At 71.7% G+C, this 19,839-nt stretch carries 16 protein-coding genes; 8 read left to right on the plus strand and 8 right to left on the minus strand.

Annotated elements, in window-relative coordinates:
• Positions 1-68 precede the first annotated feature (68 nt).
• Positions 69-1,547 carry a peptide MFS transporter gene (locus NCI01_RS01470; protein ID WP_254179688.1) on the plus strand — a complete coding sequence of 493 codons (1,479 nt, stop codon included), beginning with the start codon at positions 69-71 and terminating at the stop codon, positions 1,545-1,547.
• A 19-nt stretch (positions 1,548-1,566) separates the two neighbouring features.
• A complete protein-coding gene (locus NCI01_RS01475; RefSeq protein ID WP_254179689.1) occupies positions 1,567-2,277 on the plus strand; it encodes a ZIP family metal transporter in 711 nt (236 codons plus the stop codon).
• 10 nt (positions 2,278-2,287) lie between these two features.
• Here the strand turns inward: NCI01_RS01475 and NCI01_RS01480 are convergent, their stop codons facing one another.
• Entirely contained in the window at positions 2,288-3,331 is a 1,044-nt protein-coding gene (locus NCI01_RS01480; RefSeq protein WP_254179690.1) for a DNA polymerase IV, read from the minus strand.
• A gap of 233 nt (positions 3,332-3,564) precedes the next feature.
• On the opposite strand from NCI01_RS01480, the gene NCI01_RS01485 reads away from it, so the two are divergent.
• Positions 3,565-3,810 carry a hypothetical protein gene (locus tag NCI01_RS01485; protein ID WP_254179691.1) on the plus strand — a complete coding sequence of 82 codons (246 nt, stop codon included), beginning with the start codon at positions 3,565-3,567 and terminating at the stop codon, positions 3,808-3,810.
• 1 nt (position 3,811) lies between these two features.
• Here the strand turns inward: NCI01_RS01485 and NCI01_RS01490 are convergent, their stop codons facing one another.
• The 4 genes from NCI01_RS01490 to NCI01_RS01505 all read right to left on the minus strand — a co-directional run bounded on the left by NCI01_RS01490 (position 3,812) and on the right by NCI01_RS01505 (position 8,103).
• Positions 3,812-5,014, minus strand: coding sequence for a cysteine desulfurase-like protein (locus NCI01_RS01490; protein ID WP_254179692.1), 1,203 nt, complete (start codon positions 5,012-5,014; stop codon positions 3,812-3,814).
• A gap of 21 nt (positions 5,015-5,035) precedes the next feature.
• A complete protein-coding gene (locus tag NCI01_RS01495; RefSeq protein WP_254179693.1) occupies positions 5,036-5,983 on the minus strand; it encodes a succinylglutamate desuccinylase/aspartoacylase family protein in 948 nt (315 codons plus the stop codon).
• A gap of 122 nt (positions 5,984-6,105) precedes the next feature.
• Positions 6,106-6,561 (minus strand): hypothetical protein, encoded by a 456-nt coding sequence (locus tag NCI01_RS01500; RefSeq protein ID WP_254179694.1) that lies wholly within the window; start codon positions 6,559-6,561, stop codon positions 6,106-6,108.
• Between the two features lie 42 nt (positions 6,562-6,603).
• Positions 6,604-8,103, minus strand: a complete 1,500-nt coding sequence (locus tag NCI01_RS01505) for a carbohydrate-binding domain-containing protein (RefSeq protein WP_254179695.1) — start codon at positions 8,101-8,103, stop codon at positions 6,604-6,606.
• A 162-nt stretch (positions 8,104-8,265) separates the two neighbouring features.
• Between NCI01_RS01505 and NCI01_RS01510 the strand changes: the two genes are divergently transcribed.
• Positions 8,266-9,618 (plus strand): hypothetical protein, encoded by a 1,353-nt coding sequence (locus NCI01_RS01510; protein WP_254179696.1) that lies wholly within the window; start codon positions 8,266-8,268, stop codon positions 9,616-9,618.
• A gap of 105 nt (positions 9,619-9,723) precedes the next feature.
• Complete coding sequence (locus NCI01_RS01515) at positions 9,724-11,043, plus strand: hypothetical protein (RefSeq protein WP_254179697.1); 1,320 nt, start codon at positions 9,724-9,726, stop codon at positions 11,041-11,043.
• Between the two features lie 7 nt (positions 11,044-11,050).
• Here the strand turns inward: NCI01_RS01515 and NCI01_RS01520 are convergent, their stop codons facing one another.
• Positions 11,051-11,545, minus strand: a complete 495-nt coding sequence (locus NCI01_RS01520; protein ID WP_254179698.1) for an ATP-dependent zinc protease family protein — start codon at positions 11,543-11,545, stop codon at positions 11,051-11,053.
• Between the two features lie 52 nt (positions 11,546-11,597).
• Between NCI01_RS01520 and NCI01_RS01525 the strand changes: the two genes are divergently transcribed.
• A complete protein-coding gene (locus tag NCI01_RS01525; RefSeq protein ID WP_254179699.1) occupies positions 11,598-12,788 on the plus strand; it encodes a RimK family alpha-L-glutamate ligase in 1,191 nt (396 codons plus the stop codon).
• A 46-nt stretch (positions 12,789-12,834) separates the two neighbouring features.
• On the opposite strand, the gene NCI01_RS01530 is transcribed toward NCI01_RS01525, so the two are convergent.
• Positions 12,835-14,124, minus strand: coding sequence for a hypothetical protein (locus tag NCI01_RS01530; RefSeq protein ID WP_254179700.1), 1,290 nt, complete (start codon positions 14,122-14,124; stop codon positions 12,835-12,837).
• A complete protein-coding gene (locus tag NCI01_RS01535) occupies positions 14,117-15,577 on the minus strand; it encodes a hypothetical protein (protein ID WP_254179701.1) in 1,461 nt (486 codons plus the stop codon). The genes NCI01_RS01530 and NCI01_RS01535 overlap by 8 nt, the downstream gene beginning before the upstream one ends.
• Positions 15,578-16,575: 998 nt before the next feature.
• Between NCI01_RS01535 and uvrA the strand changes: the two genes are divergently transcribed.
• Positions 16,576-18,942 (plus strand): excinuclease ABC subunit UvrA, encoded by a 2,367-nt coding sequence (gene uvrA, locus NCI01_RS01540; RefSeq protein ID WP_254179702.1) that lies wholly within the window; start codon positions 16,576-16,578, stop codon positions 18,940-18,942.
• An 85-nt stretch (positions 18,943-19,027) separates the two neighbouring features.
• Complete coding sequence (locus NCI01_RS01545; RefSeq protein ID WP_254179703.1) at positions 19,028-19,738, plus strand: nucleotidyltransferase domain-containing protein; 711 nt, start codon at positions 19,028-19,030, stop codon at positions 19,736-19,738.
• Positions 19,739-19,839: the final 101 nt, after the last annotated feature.

The following is a 19,839-nucleotide window of genomic DNA, read 5'->3' on the forward strand; positions in this document are numbered from 1 at the left end:
CGTGAGCCGGCTCACGCCACCGGACCCCGGGTGCCGACACTCCCGGGGCCCGGTGGCACCGTGGTGAGGTGAGCGACCTCCGACACGACACGTCCGGGACCCGCCGCGACAGCCGGTCCGACACCCGCTTCCTCGGACAGCCCGGTGTGCTGGCCAACCTCTTCGGGGTGGAGCTGTGGGAGCGGTTCAGCTTCTACGGCATGCAGGGCATCCTGCTGATCTACCTCTACTACTCCACCGCCGACGGCGGCCTCGGCATCGACGAGGGCGTCGCCACCGGCATCGTCGGCGCCTACGGCGGCGCGGTCTACCTCTCCACGATCCTCGGCGCATGGCTCGCCGACCGGCTGATCGGCCCCGAGCGGACGCTGTTCTACTCCGCGATCTGCGTGATGCTCGGCCACGTCGCCCTGGCCCTCGTGCCCGGGCTCGGCGGCGTCGGCATCGGCCTGGTGCTGATCGCCCTCGGCTCGGGCGGCGTGAAGGCCAACGCCACGTCGCTCGTCGGCTCGCTCTACGACGCGCACGACCCGCGCCGCGACGCGGGCTTCTCGCTGTTCTACATGGGCATCAACATCGGCGCCCTCCTCGGCCCGCTGCTGACCGGCCTGCTGCAGAGCGAGGTCGGCTTCCACTGGGGCTTCGGCGCCGCGGCGGTCGGCATGGCCCTCGGCCTGGTGCAGTACGCCCTCTTCCGCAAGAACCTGCCCGACGAGACCCACCACGTCGCCAACCCGCTCCCGGTGGACAAGCGCGTGGCCTACGTCGCCGTCGCCGTGGCGGCCCTGCTGCTGGTCGCGGTCCTCGCCTGGGTCGGCGTGATCACCCTCGACCGGCTGGCCAACATCGTCATCGGGATCAGCCTGGTCGCCGCGATCGGCTACTTCGCGCTCATCCTCGCCGACAAGGACGTGCAGGGCGCCGAGCGCAGCCGGATCTTCGCCTTCATGCCGCTGTTCGTCTGCAACGTCGTGTTCTGGTCGCTCTACCAGCAGCAGTTCACCGTCGTGACGCTCTACGCCGACAAGCGGCTCGACCGCGACCTCTTCGGCTGGGAGATGCCGGTGTCGTGGGTCCAGTCGATCAACCCGGTCTTCATCATCGTGCTCGCCGGCGTCTTCGCGGCGCTGTGGACGCGGCTCGGCGACCGCCAGCCGGTGACGCCGTTCAAGTTCGGCGCCGGCACGGCGCTGATGGGCGTTGCGTTCTTCTGCTTCCTGCCGATGCCCGCCGGTGAGAACACCGCGCCGCTGCTCGGCCTCGCCGGCATCCTGCTCGTCTTCACCCTGGCCGAGCTGCTCATCTCCCCGGTCGGACTGAGCGCCACGACCAAGCTCGCGCCGAAGAAGTACACGACCCAGATGGTCGCGCTCTACTTCCTCTCCATCGCGCTCGGCACTGCACTCGCCGGCACGCTCGCGGGCTACTACGACGAGGCCGCGGAGACGCCGTTCTTCGTCCTCGTCGGCCTCGCCTCGGTCGTCACCGGCGTCTCGGTGATGCTCGCGTCGAAGCCGATCCACCGGCTGATGGCGGGCGTCGACTGAGCACTGGCATGCTGCTGAGGTGATCGCGGCGCTCGGGTGGGGTGTGCTGGCCGCCAGCTCGCTGGTGGTCGGGGCGGTCCTCGCGCTCGTACGCCCGTGGTCGCGGCGCGCCCTCGGGCTGGTGCTCGGCTTCGGTGCCGGCGCGCTGATCGCGAGCGTGTCCTTCGAGCTGGCCGAGGAGGGCTTCCGCATCGGTAGCGCGCTGGGCGTCGCCTTCGGCCTGGCGCTCGGCGGCGTCACCTTCGTCACCGCCGACCGGCTGGTCGAGCGGTGGGGCGGTCGCTCCGGCGGCTCGGCGGCCGGGGTGCCGCTGGCCGTCGGCGCGTTCCTCGACGGCATCCCGGAGCAGGCGGTGCTGGGGATCGGCATCGCGTCGGGCGACGGCGTCAGCGCCGCTCTGGTGGTCGCGATCTTCGCCTCCAACCTGCCCGAGGCGATCGGCTCGGCCGCCGACATGCGCTCCGCCGGCCGGTCGTCCCGCTCGGTGGTCGGTCTCTGGACGGTGGTCGCGGCGTGCTGCGCGCTCGCGACGCTCGGCGGCACGGCCCTCGCCGGCGCGGTGTCGAGCGACGCGCAGGCGTTCGTCGACGGCTTCGCCGCCGGGGCGCTGCTCACGATGCTGGTCGACTCGATGGTGCCCGAGGCCAAGGACAAGGCGAAGGACTGGGCGGGCCTGGCCACCGTCGCCGGCTTCGCGCTGGCCGCGGGGCTGTCGCTGCTGACCGGCTGACGCCTCCGGCTCAGTAGCCGCCCTCGGGCGGGACCATCTCGCCGCGCACGCCGAGCAGTCGCACCGGCCGGTCGTCGCCGAGGGCGAGGTAGAGCTCGAAGGCCGTCTGCGCGATCACGTCGACGTCGTAGGTCGGCTCGGGGAGCTTGCGGACCTTCGTGAAGGTGAAGAACGGCGCGAACCGGATCTTGAGGTGCACCCGCTGCACCGCCCGCCCCTCCTTGCGGACGTCGTCGACGACCCGCGCGGCGAGCTCGCGGAGGGCGGAGCGTACGTCGTCGGGCGTGGTGAGGTCGGCCTGGAAGGTCGTCTCCCGGCCGTGGGCGCGGGCCACCCACGGGGTGTCGTCGGGGCGGGCGCGGCCGCCGCCGCGGCCGAGCCGGCCGAGGTGGGGACCGTTGGCGGGCCCGAACGCGGCGACCAGCGCGGCCACGTCGGCGCCGGCGAGATCCGCGACGGTGCGGATGCCGATCGCCTCCAGCCTCTGGGAGATCCTCGTGCCCACGCCCCACAGCGCGGTCGTCGGCCGCTCGCCCATGACCTCCATCCACGTGTCGCGGGTGAGCTGGAAGACGCCCTGGGGCTTGCCGAAGTCGGTGGCGATCTTGGCCCGCACCAGGGTGTCGCCGATGCCCACCGAGCAGTGCAGCGCGGTCGCCTCGAGCACCGCCGCCTGCACCTGCCGGGCGGTGGCGACGGGGTCGTCGGTCTCGACGCCGACGAACGCCTCGTCCCAGCCGAGCACCTCCACCACCGCGCCCGGCGTCGCGCGCAGCGTCTCCATCACCCGCGCGGAGGCCTCCTCGTAGACCGGGAAGTCGACCGGCAGGAACACCGCGTCGGGCGAGCGCCGCTTGGCGAGCTTGAGCGCGAGCCCGCTCCGGACGCCGTGCGCGCGGGCCTCGTAGGACGCCGTCGAGACCACCGCCCGCTCGGTCGGGTCGCCCCGGCCGCCGACCACCACCGGCAGCCCCACCAGCTCGGGCCGGCGCAGCAGCTCGACGGCGACGAGGAACTGGTCCATGTCGACGTGGAGCACCCAGTGCTGCGGCATCCGCCCATTCTGGCCCGGCGCTCCGACAGCGGCTGCGGTCCGCTCTCGGAAGAGGCCGACAACTTCAGCGATCCCCGGCCGGCCGGGGATTCCTGAACATGTCGGCCCATGCAAGGGCCGACAAGTTCGGTGATCGCCGGCCAGCAGGCCGTTCCGCGGCCGGGGCCCGCGCGCGCTCCCGGCCACCCCTGCGGAGGGTCGCCGCCGTACGCCGTCGGCGTACGGTCGAGAGCATGACGAGCGACGAGCAGACCGGCCCCGACCCCTACGCGGAGCACCCCGAGGAGTCCGTCTTCCCCGCTGCGGGGGAGCGGGTCAGCGACGCCGACCGGCAGCGCGCGCTCGACGCCGAGCCCGAGGGCAACGCCACCGTCGGCGACATGGTCGACACCGACGAGCTCGACTCGAGCGCCCACGAGCAGGGGCCCACCTCGGAGGAGGTCGCCGAGCAGGTCGACGGCGGCCACCACGCCGACTGACCTAGACGCCGAGCGCCTCGGCCAGCCCCTCGAGCAGCCGGTCGACGTCGGAGTCGTCGTTGTAGGCCGCGAGCCCGATCCGGAGGCCGGAGTCGACGGCGAGCCCGAGGGCGCGGAAGGTCTCGTGGGCGTAGAACGTGCCGGCCGGCACCATCACGTCCCGCTTCGCGAGGTGCTCGAAGACGTCGAGCGGCGAGCGGTCGCGGAGGGTGAGGAAGAGCGTCGAGGTCCGGTCGGCGGCGCGCGAGTGGAGGGTCAGGGCGTCGCCGAAGGACGCGAGCCCCGACTCGATCCGCTCCCGCAGCCGCAGCTCGTGGGCGGCGATGAGCGCGGCGGCCGAGACCAGGCGCTCGCGGCGGGTGCCTCCCGACCCAACGGAGGCGATCACGTCGACGGCTGCGGTGACGCCGGCCATCAGCTCGTAGGGCAGGGTGCCGAGCTCGAAGCGCTCGGGCACCACGTCGGTCGACGGGAGCAGCTTGTCGGGCCGCAGCGTCTCGAGCAGGGCCGGGTCGGCGACCAGCGACCCGCAGTGCGGCCCGAAGAACTTGTAGGCCGAGCACACCAGGAAGTCCGCGCCCATCGCGACGATGTCGGGTGCCGCGTGCGCGGTGTGGTGCACGGCGTCGACGTGGACGAGCGCGCCGACCTCGTGCGCCCGCGCCGCGACCGTGGCGACCGGCGGCCGGGTGCCGAGCAGGTTGGAGGCGGCGGTGAGCGCCACCAGGCGGGTCCGTGAGGTGATCTCGTCGAGCGAGGAGAGGTCGAGCTCGCCGGTCGCGGGGTCGAGGCGCAGCCACCGCACGGTCACACCGGCCCGCTCGGCGGCCTGGATCCACGGCCGCACGTTGGAGTCGTGGTCGAGCTCGCAGAGGACGATCTCGTCGCCGGGCGACCAGGTGCGCGCCAGCGTACGGGAGACGTCGTACGTCAGTGCGGTGGCGCTGCGGCCGTGGACCACCCCGCCGGGGTCACCACCGACGAGGTCGGCGACGGCGGAGCGGTAGCCGGCGACCGCCTCCTCGGCGTTGCGCTGGCTCACCAGGGCCGAGCCGCGCTGCGACAGCGGGCCGGTCAGCGTGCGCGCGATCGCCTCGCCGACGACCAGTGGCGTCTGGGTGCCTCCCGGGTTGTCGAAGTGGGCGATGCCCGACTCGAGGGAGGGGAACCCGGCACGGAAGGCGGCGACGTCGAAGGTGGACACCTGCCGCACTCAACCAGACGGTCAGGACGCGATGTGCACCACGGCGTCCCCGGAGTTGACCAGGGGGGCCTCGGTGCGGCCGATCACGATGCCGTCGCGGTTGGAGTAGACGGCGCGCAGCGTCTTGCCGAAGGAGTCGAAGAGGGTGCCGAGGCGTTCGCCGTCGCTGACCTTCTGGCCGAGGTGCGCGTCGAGGTGCAGGATGCCGGTCCGGCGGGCGCGCACCCAGCCGCTGGAGCGGCACTCCAGGCTCGGCTCGACGGGGGCCTCCGCGACCGGCTCGGTCATGCCGAGCGCGGCCAGCACCCGGCGTACGCCGACCACGCCGGCCTCGACGGCGTAGTCGTCGAAGCGGAGGTTCTCGCCGCCCTCGTAGAGCAGCACCTTGGCCCCGTGCTCGCCGGCGGCGTGGCGCAGCGAGCCGTCGCGGATGCGGGCGTGCAGCATCACCGGTGCGCCGAAGGCGGCGGCCAGCTCGCGCGTACGCGGGTCGTCGAGGTCGGCGCGCACCTGCGGGAGGTTGCTGCGACGGTCGGAGCCGGTGTGCAGGTCGATGCCCACGTCGCACCCGGCGACGATCTCGCGCATGAAGAGGTGGGCGATGCGACCCGCGAGCGAGCCGCGCGCGGAGCCGGGGAAGGAGCGGTTGAGGTCGCGCCGGTCGGGCAGGTAGCGGTCGCCGGTCATGAAGCCGAGGACGTTGACGATCGGCACCGCCACCAGCGTGCCGCGGAAGGTCTTGGGGTCGAGCCCGGCCATTACCTGGCGGACCACCTCGACACCGGCCACCTCGTCGCCGTGGATCGCGGCGTCGATCCAGACGCGCGGGCCGTCCTCGCGGCCGTGGACCACGCGCACCGGCAGCGTGACGTCGGCGCCGGTGACGAGCCGGGTGATCGGCAGCTCGAGCGCGCGCACCGTCCCGGCGCGGATCCGCACGCCGCCGATGGCGAAGGACTCGCGTGCCACTACGCGTGCTGTCCGGGGGCGTCGTGGGCACTCATGCCGCCAGCCTAGCGACGCGCGAGGGCCCGCCCCGGCCGCCTCCTGGGGGTCGGAGGGGCAGGGGCGGGCGGATCGTGGAGGGCGCGTCAGCTGTTCTGGGTTGCTGGGTCCGTGTCGGTGCCGCGCTCGGTGCCGCTGTCGGAGTCGGGCTGGCCGTCGCCGTCGAAGTCGGGCGCCTCGTCGGTCGTGCCGCCACCGGGCAGGTCGTCCTGGTCCAGGTCGCCGGGAGGAGCACCCAGTTGTCCCCCCATCTGGCCACTGGGACCGCCGGGACCACCCGGGTAGCCGTGGTCGTCCCAGCCGGTGCCGGTCTGCGTGGCGGTGTCGGTCGCGCCGCCGTCGCCGACGGCGTAGCCGGCCCCGAAGCCCGCACCGCCGATCGCGAGGCCGGCCACGACGGCGCCCGCGGCCACGGCCTTCCGGCCGGAGGGGAGGCGGTCGCGCCAGGTGCGGCGGGCGGGCGCGGCGGGGAGGGAGGCGTCGTACGCCGGCGGGGTCGCGTCGCCGGTGGCGGGCGGGGTGGGGAGGGGGTGGTGGGTCATGTCGATTCCTTCGTGAGGGGTGGGGAGGTGGGTGGGCCGGGGTCAGCCCATGGGGCCGCCGTGACCGCCGGCGGGCGCCTCCCCGGCGGTCACGGTGGTGGAGGTGCCGTCGACGGCGACGGTGTAGGTCGCGCCCTGCTCGACGTCGGCGGAGGAGTAGACGACGGAGGCGGCGTCCTTCGCGAGGGTCCAGGTCGCGACCTCGGTGCCGTCGGCGTCGCTGACCACGACCTCCGCCCCGGCCGCAGCCGTCGAGCCGAGCGCGGTGGCGAGCCAGCCCTGGGCGGAGTCGGTCGAGGGGGCGACCATCATCCCGGCGCTGCCGGTGGCCAGCAGGGTGCCGCCGCTGACGTCGAAGGTGCCGTTGACGTCGAGCGCGCCATTGCCGTCGGTGGTGGGGCCGTGGACGGTGATCTCGCCGCCGGTGACGGTGGCGTCGCCGTTGGAGTCGAGGCCGTCACCGCTGGCCCACACCTCGAGGGTGCCGCCGTTGACGACGAGGTGGACCGAGTCGTCGGCCGCCATCTCGCCGCCGGGCCGGCCGTCCGCGGCGGTGCTGTCGTCGGACGACGCGGCGTTGACCCCGTCGTCGGCCGCGTGCAGCTCGAGGTCGCCGCCGTCGATGACGACGAGCGAGCCCTCGAGCGCCTCGGTCGACCCCGCCACGTCGACGGTGCCGCCGGTGACCAGCACCTGCACGCCCTTGATGCCGTCGTCCTGCGAGGTGACGGTGAGCTCGCCGCCCTCGATCAGCACGAAGCCGGTGCCTGCGTCCTCGGTGTTGTCGGACTTGAGGGCGTCGCCGACCGCGTCGACGGTGACGGTGCCGTCGGCCAGCACGAGGTAGTCCTTGCCGATGATGCCGTCGTCGACCGACGTCACGTCGATCGTGCCGCCGGTGATGACGAGCCCGTCCTTGCCGACGATGCCGTTGTTGCTGTTGCCGGTGACCGTCAGCGAGCCCGTGCCGCCGATGGTGAGGTCGGCCGTGGAGTGGAGCGTGCCGGTGGGCGCGTCCTCGCCGCTGTCGTCGTACGTCGCCGCGTCCTCGAGCGCGTTGTCGCTGCCGTCGGCGAGCACGACGACGACCGACTCGGCGTCGACCACGTCGATCGCCGCGCTGGTCGGGGAGGTGATGGTGGCGTCGTCGAGCACGAGGCGTACGACGCCGTCGCCGGGACTGTCGACGACGACCTGGCCGGTGAGGTCGCCGCTCAGCACGTAGGTGCCGGCGGCGGTGATGGTGACCGTGCCGTCCTCGACCGTCACGGCGTCGCTGTCGGAGGACGCCGTCGTGCCGGAGACCTCGATCGCGGTCGCGTCGGCCTCGTCGTAGGCGGTGTCGCCGGCCTCCACCTCCACGTCGTCGTCGAGCACGTCCTCGACGGAGGTGCCGGAGAAGAGCGCGCCCGAGCTGCTGGTGCTGCTCGAGCCGCTCGACGTGCCGGAGCCGGTGTCGCCGGCCACGGACGCGCTGCACCCCGCGAGGAGGACGGCGGCCAGGGTCCCGGCCACGGCCTGGCGGAGGGGGAGGAGTCGCATGGAGTGCGGCCTTTCGGTCGGTGGTGCGGACGCCCCCGATGCTGGTCACCGCACCTGTCCACGCCGTGGGCTGACCTTGTGCACCTCCTGTGAGCGGTCGGAGGCAACTTCTCCGCGAGCGTCGACGTCTCCCCACGGACCGACCTCGACCGAAGGAACCGCATGCGACCCCTCCTGCCCGCCGGACTCGCCACCGGGCTGCTCGCCGCCACGCTGCTCACCACGCCCGGCGCGCAGGCAGCCGCCGACACCTGCCAGGGGCGTACGGCGACGGTCGTCGGGGTGGGCCAGTACGGCCTGACCGGCACCGAGGGCAACGACGTCATCGTGACCAATGGGTCGACCGGTGTGCAGGCCCTCGGCGGCAACGACTTCGTGTGCGTCACCGGCGGCCAGGTGTTCGGCGACGTGAGCGTCGACGCGGGAGCGGGCGACGACGTTGTAGACGCCTCGGCCGTCGTCGGTGGCGTCGACGTCGAGCTGGGCGCCGGGAGCGACACCTACACCGGGTCGGCGTACGACGAGACGGTTCACGGCGGCAGCAACGGCTACGACGGCGGCCCGCGGGCCGACATCGAGCGGGACACCATCACCACCGGGCCCGGGGGCGACGACCGCGTGGTCTCCGGTTCCGACCGGACCGTGATCAACGCCGACGTGGTCGTGCTCGGTGCGGACGACGGTGTCGGCTTCGGCAACACCGTGGCGTGGACCGGGCCCGCGGGCGCGGGCTTCCGCCTCGACGGCGGGGGCGGTGCCGGCCTCGGGTTCGGCGTGGGTTCGGGCGACGTCCTCGTCGACGCCAGCAGCGGGACCCTGAGCCAGGACGGCACCCGCCAGCTGTATTGGACGGGCTTCGACCGCTACACCACCGGTGGCAGCGCGTCACGCACGCCGCGGTCGTTCACCTTCCTCGGCACGGACCGCGACGAGGAGCTCGACTTCCGCTTCCCCAACGCGGACAAGAGCCGCCACAACATCATCATGGGCGGCGGCGACGACGTCCTTTCCCTCGGCTACGACGACAACGTCGGGCGCAAGGGCAGCTCGTACGCCGGCGGCCCTGGCACCGACCACGTCAACGCGTGGACGGGTCGGAGCCTCGACCTCGACCTGCGCTCGGGTCGCATGGTGACGAAGAAGTCCGGCCGCGCCGTCCGCAACCGCCTGACCGGCTTCGAGACCCAGCTCGTCGGCGCGAAGAAGCTCGTCCTCGAGGGCACGAAGAAGGCCGACGATCTGCGGTTCTACGCCTGCAAGGCGACGGTGAAGGGTCGCGGCGGCGCCGACGACATCCGCCAGAGCCGCGGTGACGACTACTTCGAGGCCGGTCTGCGCTGCAACCCCCGGAGGTTCCGCCTCCTCGGTGGCGGCGGCAACGACACGATGCAGGGCAGCACGGACGACGACGTCCTGATCGGCGGTCCCGGCCGCGACACGATCAACGGCAACGGCGGTCGTGACCGGTGCAGCGGCGAGCGGCTGCGGAGCTGCGAGATCAAGCTGCGGCGCTGACCGGCGGGCCGCGAGCCCTTGTCACCAGGAACACCCGCCCGGGAGGCAACCTCTGCGGCAGCGTCGACGTCTCCCAACGGACCCACCTCGACCGAAGGACCCCCTATGCGACCGCACCTGCCCATCGGGCTCGCCACCGGCCTGATCGCCGCCACGCTCCTGAGCAACGCGCCGGCCCAGGCCGCGGCCGAGACGTGCCAGGGCCGCCCGGCGACGATCGTCGGCTCCTACCTCCAGCGGGAGGTGGTCGGCACGGAGGGCGCCGACGTTGTGGTGACCAACGGCGCCATCGAGGTCGACACCCGGGGCGGCGACGACCTCGTGTGCGTGACCGAGTCGGAGGGCCGCTATCCCGATCTCAGCCTGGCCACCGGCGCGGGTGACGACGTCGTGGACGCCTCGGGCTCCCGCGGGTCGGTGGGCGTCGAGCTCGGTGCGGGCAGCGACCACTACACGGGCTCGGCGGGCGGCGGCGACTGGGTCGTCGCCGGCGGCGAGGGGAGGGACACCGAGCCGGACACGATCCACACCGGCGCCGGCACGCTCGTGGACTCCGTCGTGTCGGGCTCGCCGGGCGTGCCCAACGGCGACGTGGTCGTGGTCGAGGCGGGCGGCACCGTCTACTGGTCCGGTCCGATGACCGAGGGAGCCCGCCTCGACGCGACGGCCGGCCCCGGCAGCACGCTGGTGCCCGACCTCGGCACCGGCCACGCGGTCGTGGACGCGACGGCGGGCACCCTGGAGCGGGACGGCTTCGTCACGCTGCGGTGGACGGGCTTCGACGGCTTCGCCTTCTCCGGGACCCGGGCGCCGAGCGCGTTCCGCTTCGACGGGAGCGACCGGGACGAGACCGTCTACGTCTCCTTCCCGACCCGGGTCCACGACCGGCAGCGGTTCTACCTCGGCGGCGGTGACGACACGCTCCTCTCGCCCGACGGAGCGGGTGGGTCCAGGAGCAGGTACGTCGGCGGCGACGGCGACGACCGCGTCGACCTCTGGGCCGGTCGCCGGCTCGACCTCGACCTGGCCTCCGGGACGATGACGATGCGCCAGGACGGGACGATCGCGAGGAGCCGGTTCACCGGCTTCGAGACGTCGCTGCTGGGCGCGAAGGACCTCCGTGTTCGAGGTACGAAGGGCGCCGACGAGCTCCGCTTCTACGCGTGCCGGGCCACGGTCCGCGGCCGCGCCGGCAAGGACGACATCGCCTCGGCCCGCACCGCGGACGACGCCGACCTCCTCGGCTGCGACGCGCGGACGTCGCGTATCCGGATCTACGGCGACGCCGGACGCGACACGCTCCGCGGCAGCCGCGGCCGGGACCTCCTCGTCGGCGGGCCGGGACGCGACACCATCAACGGCAACGCCAACCGCGACACCTGCAGCGGCGAGAAGCTCCGCTCCTGCGAGGTCCGGCTGCGCTGAACCGGGGCTACTTGCCCCAATTCTTGCGGCGCACGGCGCGCCGCGGTCGTCCGCCGGCGTACGACAGCGAGGAGTCGACGAGGAAGCCGCGCTCGAGCGCCTCGCGCCCGATCAGCATCCGGAAGCCCATCTCGTCGCGGTTGCTCAGCGTCATCACGGTGGTGATGGTGCGCCCGGCGAGCGTGACGTCGAGGGCGACGGCGTACCGCTTCTCGACCTGGCCGTTGCTCGAGCGCACCTCGCGCATGTCGAGCACGGGCAGCCTGAGCTCGACGTGGTCCTCGTCGGAGCGCTGCCACGGGTGGATGGAGAAGGTGACCCACTCCTGGCCGTCCTGCTCGACGACCTCGAGGTCGAAGGCGTGGATCGACGACGACCGTGCGCCGGTGTCGATCTTGGCCTTCACCCACGACACGTGGGCCTGCGGCAGCGCCACCCACTCGCGCCAGCCGACGACGACCTTGGCGTCGTCGGCAGGGGGCGCCTGGGGGGTGGTGTCCACCGGGCCATCTTGGCAGGTGGGGCGTGTGGGGCAGGTGGTTGGATGACTGACCATGAAGCTCGCCATCCTGTCCCGGGCCCCGCGGTCCTACAGCACGCAGCGGCTCCGCACCGCCGCCGTGGACCGCGGTCACGACGTGAAGGTGCTCAACACCCTGCGCTTCGGCATCGACCTCTCGGGAGACGAGCCCGACCTGCTCTTCCGCGGCAAGCAGCTGTCGACGTACGACGCCGTGCTGCCGCGCATCGGCAACTCGATCACCTACTTCGGCACCGCCGTCGTGCGGCAGTTCGAGCAGATGGACGTCTACACGCCCAACACCAGCTATGGCATCGCCAACAGCCGCGACAAGCTGCGCGCGACGCAGATCCTGTCGCGCCACAAGATCCCGATGCCGGCCACGACGTTCGTCCGCGACCGCGCCGACGTGATCCCGGCGATCGAACGCGTCGGCGGCGCGCCGGTCGTGATCAAGCTGCTCGAGGGCACGCAGGGCATCGGCGTGATCCTGGCCCCGACCATCAAGGTCGCCGAAGCGATCATCGAGACGCTGCAGAGCACCCGGCAGAACGTGCTGATCCAGAGCTTCGTCAAGGAGAGCAAGGGCCGCGACATCCGCGCCCTCGTCGTCGGTGACCGCGTGGTCGCGGCGATGCGCCGCGTCGCGCAGGGTGACGAGTTCCGCTCCAACGTGCACCGCGGCGGCAGCGTCGAGCCGGTCGAGCTCGACGAGGAGTTCGAGCGGGTCGCGGTACGGTCCGCGCAGATCATGGGCCTGCGCGTGGCCGGCGTCGACATGCTCGAGGGCCGCAAGGGCCCGCAGGTGATGGAGGTGAACTCCTCACCCGGCCTCGAGGGCATCGAGTCCGCGACCAAGCTCGACGTCGCCGGCGCGATCGTCGACTACATGGCCAACCAGGTCGCCTTCCCCGACATCGACGTACGCCAGCGGCTGACCGTCTCGACCGGCTACGGCGTGGCCGAGATCGTCGTCCACGCCGGCTCCGACATGGTCGGCAAGAAGCTCGGCGACTCCGGCCTCGACGACCGTGACATCACCGTCCTCACCCTCCACCGCGGCCCCCACGTCATCCCCAACCCCCGCAACAAGACCGTGCTCGAGGGCGAGGACCGCCTCCTCTGCTTCGGCAAGCTCGAGGAGATGCGCTCGATGATCCCGGACCGGAAGCAGAAGCGGGTGCGCAGGCTGATGAAGAAGCACCTGCCGCCGGAGAGTCTCTGACCCTCGGTTCGCGGACGAGTGGTCCCTGAGGCCACGGCTCGGCCGGTCAGTCAGCCGCCTCCCCTTCGCTGGCTTCGCCCTCCAACTCACCGCGCTCAGCCCGCTGCTTGCGCCTGAGCCTGGATGCGACACCTTCCCGCGCCCCCTTCACCGCGGACAGCGCCTGGGGCTCATCCGGAACGCCGTCTCCATCGAGATCGACCCGGCGGAAGGAACGAGTCCCGGAGGACACAGCTCCCCCTACTGCACCTCCGAGCCCGCGGACGGCTGAAAGGGCTTGCGGCTCATCGGGAACGCCGTCGCCGTCGAGATCGACGCTACGGAAGACTCTCGTCGACCTGTCCGCCGCGGTGCTCACCCAGCTGCCGGTGGCCTTCGCAGCGTCTTCGAAGGCGACCAATGCTCGGTTCGGCTCCTGCTCTTCCTCCGCCTTGACGAGCAAGGCGTCGGACAAGTGGGACGGGAACTGTTCCGGTGCCTCGGCGAAGGCGACGCGCGACGCCTCGACGACCTCGCCGCCGAAGAGGAACCGTGTGGCCCCGCCGGCAAGCGCGCCGACTCCGTACTCGATGACGCTCTGCTGCTTCCCGTTGAGCCCGGAACGGACTGTCTCGAGCTGACCCGTCTGCACTGTCCGGACCAGGCTCTGGGCGGCCCCTCCGGGGAGAGTGTCGGCGAGCGTGTTCGCCCAGTGGGACCAGTCATCTCGACCCGAAGCGATCGTGTGACCCAGCCCAGACGTTGGTTCCCCAGCATCCTTAGAAAGGTCCGTCGCCATCGCCGCGATCTGTTGTTGGCTGACCCGGCCGTTCGAAAGGCCGTAGACGAGCGCATGCGCCTGCTCTTGGTCGAGCGACATGTCATGGATCTCGGCGAGCGCGAGCGCGAACACGGCCGTGATCTCGAACTGGAGCTGCTCGTCGCCGGCGGGCAACAGGTGGACCGCCCGTTCCGCGCCGGTCTTCGCTGCGCTCATCGCTGCAGTCTTGGCTGCCGCCTTGGCGGCGACCTTCTTCGCTGCGCCCTTGGCGGCGACCTTGGCCGCGCCCTTGCCGGCCTCCTTGCCAGCCGCCACACCTGGGATGAGTGCCAGTCCGATGTTCGCCGCCACGGTCCCCGCCGTGACGACACCGCCCGCGACGGTGATCGCGGTGACGTAGTGCCGCTCGAGCATCGCAACGATTTCCGCCGGGCTGGCCTCCGGGTTCCGCTTGCGCAAGCGCATCACGTACTTGCGCGCGATCTTGTGGCGCCCGCTCACTGCGCGGGCGATCTCGCTGGCGGCGCTCTCTGGCTCGAGTTCGGTCGTCAGCGTCGCGCCGTCGAAGTCAGTCATCGTCGGCCTGCTGGTCCCAGGCGGCGACGACGCTCGGATGGTGGGGATCCACCGCCGCTACTGCGGCGAGCGGGTGATCCGCCTCCCGGGCACGCGCGCGACCGTCCTCCTCGGCGCCGTCCTGTGACGAGTAATCGGTCGAGGCGAGCGCAGCCGGAACCGAGTCATCGACCTCGGGCGGTTCGGCATGGACGGGCCGCAGCTTCGGGGGTGCCGCCGCCCAGGCTCGTAGCGAGCCGAGAACTTCGCCGTAGAAGCCGTCCACCGCGGTCAGGACCGAGTCGATGAAGGACCCGCGCCCACGTCCGCGTTTCGTGCCGAGCGTGGTGCTGACCGCCAATCGGAACGCCCGGATCTCCTTTGTCGGGTCGTGGACAAGTACGGAGGGATCCTCGCGCACCGTGCTCAGCAGCTCGGCGGCCTGCGACCCGCGGGCATGGGCGACGAACACCTCCACTCGTGTCGAGTCCGGAGCGTTCTTGAGCTGCCGAAGCAGCCAGTTCACCCGCGTCGTGGCTCGTCCCTCCCGCGGGGCGTCGACGTCGACGTAGCAGGTGACCCTGCCGGAACGCAGGTCTGCGTTGACGACGAGATGACCGACCGTGCCGGGGATGCGGATGGCGCCTGAGAGCTCGCCGGTCGCGCAAAGGGTCTGGGCAAGCGCCTGGGCGCGCACGACCGGATCGGCCGCCTCCTTGCGGCTCAAAACCGGTACGACCTCGGTGCCGAGCTGGCGGCCGAGCTGAAGGCTGGCGAACCGCAGGAGTGCGTCGAAGCGTGCCGCCACCTCGGCGATGCCCTTGTCCGACGCCCGCAGAGTGCCGGCGGAGACCTGGTCTCGAACCCCGACCCAGGCCTCTCCCATGTCGTCGAACTCGAGGGCGCCAGACTTGCGGTGCTCGAGGTAACGAATGAGCTCGCCAAGGATCCACGCCTGGTCCGGATCCGCAACTCCACGGAACTCTTTCTGCATGACGGCTTCGGCGAGCACCTGGGACCAGGAGACGTGGTGCAGCGCCACCTTTCTGAGCTTGCGCTTGTCGACCTTGGTCGGGTGCTGTCCGGCGACGGCAGGGATCTCGTTCGAGATCGTGATGACGGCGTCGTAGTCGTGCTCACGCGCGATGTCGAGGTAGTTCTCGAGCTGCTCAGTGGCGAGCTGGTTCGGGCCGGTCTTGACCTCGACCAGAGCGGTCCAGGTCTTGGCGCCACGAGAGACTCGAATAAGCCCGTCTGGGTAGAGACGACGCTCGCCAAGCACGAATGGCACTTCGATGAAGCACTCGATCGCGCCACTTGGAGCGCCGAACGGCTTCACGAAGCCGCGTCCGAACTCCCGGACCGCTGACAGCACGGCCAGAAGGGCGGAGGTAGCGCGTCGCTCCTGCTCCTCCGCGCCATTGATGCCTGAAGTCGGAATGAGTCGTGCTTCGTGCCAAGCCTCTTCGGCCATGATTCCCCCGTGATCAACGTCAGATCACCGCCACCGTGGACTGCAGTAACGGCGGCTGCCGACGTTATCGAATCCCGTCTCGCGCGGACAAGAAACGACCGGCAACACCTCCAACCGGGTGGTGGACGGGTACGCCATCTTGCCCGTGACGACTGAAGCTAAGACCGCGACTGCTCTCTAGGGCCCAGTTCGAACGACCCCATGTGGGGGCCGAAGGCCAGTTCGGCGTCCGTCGACACACGCCCCTTACGCCGCCTGGCGGCGCGTATCCGGATAGGCGGGCGGGCCAAGGGCGCGGGCTACGGCGGTCCTGGTCCTTCGCCCATGTGAACGTTCGCAAGTGCATCGGCCCGATGACCACGAAGCCGGTCCAGATGATCGATCGCAGCAGGTCGAACCCGTGAGGCGCAGCAACTCGGTCCACGCGATAGGAGGTTCGCCCAACCAGCACGCCTGCCCACAGAAGCGCTGCCGGGACGGCCAGCCAAGGACGCGTGCAGGGACGGATGTCAGGGCCGCTTCGTCGGGACGAGACCTACCTGACGTCCCTGTTCGGATCCAGGCTCTCCGCAATCTGGCGATGGGCGGACACGATGGGGCTGGAACGAGGGTGAAGCCGAGGGCGGTTCTGTGAAGCTGGACCGGCGGACTGGTGCGCCGGGCATCTGTTCTGGCATCGTTTTGGAATGCTGCGCAGGCGTTTGCGCCGGGCGGAGGCGATTCCGCCGATCTGCACGTGTGGGAATGTCCTTCACCTGCGAGTCGTGGGTGTCGGGCAGCGTTGGGGCGGTGAGCCGGCCAGCTTGGTTTCGTGCTTGCACTGTGAACGGTGCGGGGATGTGAAGGGCCAGACGGGCGGGAACCGGCGGGGGCTAGCCTGAGGGGATGGTCGTCGCCCCGTTCGCACTCGTTGGGGCAGTACTCCGAGTCGTGGTGGCACAAGGTGCTTCGGACGAGACCGACCACGGGCGTCGCGCTCGGGCCGGGCACAGGCCCGCGTGACCGACGACGCGATCGACGGCTTCGTGCGCGTCCGCGGCGCCAACGAGCACAACCTGCGCAACGTCGACGTCGACATCCCGCGCAACGCCATGGTGGCGTTCACCGGGATCTCCGGCTCGGGGAAGTCGTCGCTGGCCTTCGGCACGCTCTACGCGGAGGCCCAGCGCCGCTACTTCGAGTCGGTGGCGCCCTACGCGCGCCGGCTGCTGCAGCAGGTCGGTGCTCCGCACGTTCAGGAGATCACCGGGCTGCCGCCGGCGGTGGCGCTGCAGCAGCGTCGCGGCGCGGCCACGTCCCGCTCGTCGGTCGGCACGCTCACGACGCTGTCCAACCTGCTGCGGATCCTCTACTCGCGAGCGGGCGACTACCCCGAGGGTGCCGAGCACCTTGCGGCCGAGGCGTTCTCTCCCAACACCGCGGCCGGCGCATGTCCGCGCTGCCACGGCCTGGGCGTCGTCCACGACGTCACCGAGGAGCTGCTCGTCCCCGACCCGTCACTGAGCATCCGGGATGGTGCGATCGCCGCTTGGCCCGGTGCGTGGCAGGGTGCCAACCTGCGCAGCATCGTCACCGGTCTCGGCATCGACGTCGACAAGCCGTGGCGCAAGCTCAAGAAGAAGGACCGGGACTGGCTGCTCTTCACCGACGAGCAGCCGTCGGTGCTCATCAAGCCCGAGCGGGATCGCATCGACCATGGCTACTACGGCAAGTTCTGGAGCGCGCGCAAGCACGTCATGCACGTGCTGGCCGACTCCAAGAGCGAGCGGATGCGCGAGCGCGCCCTGCGGTTCGTGGAGGACGCGCCCTGCCCGGACTGCCACGGGAGCGGCCTGCGGCCGGAGGCCCTCACGGTGACCTTCCTCGGGCACTCGATCGCCGAGGTCAACGCCCTGCCGTTCACGCAGCTGGTCGCGCTGCTGCGGCCGGCCACCGAGCTGCCCGAGGAGGCGAACGAGGTCGCGGTGCGGATCTGCGCCGACCTGGTCGCCCGCATCGAGGTGCTGCTCGACCTGGGCCTGGGCTACCTGAGCCTGGGACGGAGCTCGACGACCCTGTCGCCCGGCGAGGCGCAGCGCCTGCGGATCGCCACCCAGCTGCGCTCGGGGCTGTTCGGCGTCGTCTACGTCCTGGACGAGCCCTCCGCCGGCCTGCACCCGGCCGACGCGGCGCCGCTGCTGGACGTCCTGGACCGCCTGAAGGCGGCCGGCAACTCGCTGTTTGTCGTGGAGCACGACCTCGACGTCGTACGCCGTGCGGACTGGGTCGTCGACATCGGTCCCGGTGCCGGCGAGGCCGGGGGCCGCGTGCTCCACAGCGGCCCGGTGGCGGACCTGGAGGGCGTCACCGAGTCGGCCACCAGCGCCCACCTGTTCGGTCGCGCCGAGCGGCTGGTGCACGACGTACGTGCCCCGCAGGGCTGGCTCCGGCTGGCCGGCGTGACCCGCCACAACCTGCGCGACCTGTCCGTCGACATCCCGCTCTGCGTGCTGACCGCCGTCACCGGGGTGTCCGGGTCCGGCAAGTCGACCCTGGTCAGCCAGGTGCTCGCGGAGGACCCGGCTGCCCTCGAGTCGTTCGACCGGCTGGTGCTCGTCGACCAGCGGCCGATCGGCCGGACGCCGCGGTCCAACCTCGCGACGTACACGGGAATGTTCGACGCCGTGCGGAAGCTGTACGCCGACACGGACGCGGCCCGGGCACGCGGATACGGCGCGGGCCGCTTCTCCTTCAACGTCCCCGAGGGCCGCTGCGATACCTGTCAGGGCGAGGGGTTCGTCTCCGTCGAGCTGCTCTTCCTGCCCGGCACCTACGCGCCCTGCCCGACGTGCCACGGCGATCGCTACAACGCCGAGACGCTCGAGATCACCTACCGCGGCAAGAACATCGCGGAGGTCCTCGCCATGCCCGTCGACGACGCCGCGACGTTCCTCGTGGACGTGCCGGCCGCCTCGCGCAGCCTCCAGACGCTGCGCGAGGTGGGCCTGGGCTACCTGCGCCTGGGACAGCCGGCGACCGAGCTCAGCGGCGGTGAGGCGCAACGCATCAAGCTCGCCACCGAGCTCCAGCGGGCGCGCCGCGGCCACGCGCTCTACCTGCTCGACGAGCCGACCTCGGGACTGCACCCCGCGGACACGGCCCTCCTGCTGCGCCAGCTGCACCGCCTCGTCGATGCCGGCAACACGGTGGTCCTCGTCGAGCACGACCTCGACGCAGTCGCCACCGCCGACTGGGTCATCGACCTCGGCCCGGGCGGCGGAGACGCCGGCGGCCGCGTCGTCGCGACCGGGACGCCGGCCGACGTCGCGAAGGCCGAGGGCAGCGCGACCGCGCCCTACCTCGCGCGGCGGCTCGAGCGGACCTGAGCCATCTCTTCACCGCGCTGGCGCGTCATTCCTCCGCGAGCGCCGGGCCATCCCCGATGCCGCGCTGCCTCGTTACGCTGGTCGGATGTCGGACGTGGAGCCGCTCGCCAGGACTCCAGAGGAGCAGGCCGAGGACGAGGCCTTCATCCGCCTGTACGGCGCATGGGAGGTGCTCACCCCGCCGGAGGCCGCGGCCATGCTGCGCGGCCACGACCGGCCCTGGTGGATCGTCGGGGGCTGGGCGATCGATGCCGCCACCGGCGTCCCTCGCGAGCACGAGGACCTCGACGTGTCGATGCTCGCGTCTGACGTGCCAGCGTTCTACGAGCACCTCAAGTCCGAGTGGCACCTGTGGAACCAGGTCGGAGGCACGCTGACGCCGTACTCCGACGAACGCACAGAGCCGCTCGACCGGGAGAGCCAGATCTGGGTCCGTCGAGACGCAACGTCCGCGTGGGTCCTCGACGTCATCCTGATCCCCGACCGGGGCGGCCTGTGGGTGAGCAAGCGCGACCCCGAGCACACGGCCCCGGTCGACGACGTCGTCTGGACCCACTCGGACGGCATCCGCTACCAGCGTCCGGAGATCGTCCTCCTGCACAAGGCGCTGAAGGCGCGACCGAAGGACGAGCGCGACCTCCGCACGACCTGGCCGGTCCTGGACGACGCCGCGCGAGGCTGGCTCGCTCAGGCGGTCGCCCGTCTCTACCCGGATCACCAGTGGTTGCCGTTGTTCGAGTCGCTCGGCGGCGCGCGGGTCAGGCACCGCAACGGCCCTGCTCCTGGAGCACCCTGACCCCACCGGCTGAGCCGCCACTCCGCCCCCCGACGGCGCCGGCTCGATCATCCGCGCATGCCGACGAGCGGTGTCCCAAAACAATTGGGGCCTGGCTCGTG

The sequence above is a fragment of the Nocardioides pinisoli genome, assembly GCF_024199985.1.
Lineage (GTDB): Bacteria > Actinomycetota > Actinomycetes > Propionibacteriales > Nocardioidaceae > Nocardioides > Nocardioides pinisoli.

Coding starts and splice junctions, on each gene's coding strand:
- NCI01_RS01480 (WP_254179690.1), bottom strand. CDS start 3,331: ATGCCGCAGCACTGGGTGCTCCACGTCGACATGGACCAGTTCCTCGTC.
- NCI01_RS01485 (WP_254179691.1), top strand. CDS start 3,565: ATGACGAGCGACGAGCAGACCGGCCCCGACCCCTACGCGGAGCACCCC.
- NCI01_RS01500 (WP_254179694.1), bottom strand. CDS start 6,561: ATGACCCACCACCCCCTCCCCACCCCGCCCGCCACCGGCGACGCGACC.
- NCI01_RS01505 (WP_254179695.1), bottom strand. CDS start 8,103: ATGCGACTCCTCCCCCTCCGCCAGGCCGTGGCCGGGACCCTGGCCGCC.
- NCI01_RS01510 (WP_254179696.1), top strand. CDS start 8,266: ATGCGACCCCTCCTGCCCGCCGGACTCGCCACCGGGCTGCTCGCCGCC.
- NCI01_RS01515 (WP_254179697.1), top strand. CDS start 9,724: ATGCGACCGCACCTGCCCATCGGGCTCGCCACCGGCCTGATCGCCGCC.
- NCI01_RS01525 (WP_254179699.1), top strand. CDS start 11,598: ATGAAGCTCGCCATCCTGTCCCGGGCCCCGCGGTCCTACAGCACGCAG.
- NCI01_RS01530 (WP_254179700.1), bottom strand. CDS start 14,124: ATGACTGACTTCGACGGCGCGACGCTGACGACCGAACTCGAGCCAGAG.
- NCI01_RS01535 (WP_254179701.1), bottom strand. CDS start 15,577: ATGGCCGAAGAGGCTTGGCACGAAGCACGACTCATTCCGACTTCAGGC.
- NCI01_RS01545 (WP_254179703.1), top strand. CDS start 19,028: ATGTCGGACGTGGAGCCGCTCGCCAGGACTCCAGAGGAGCAGGCCGAG.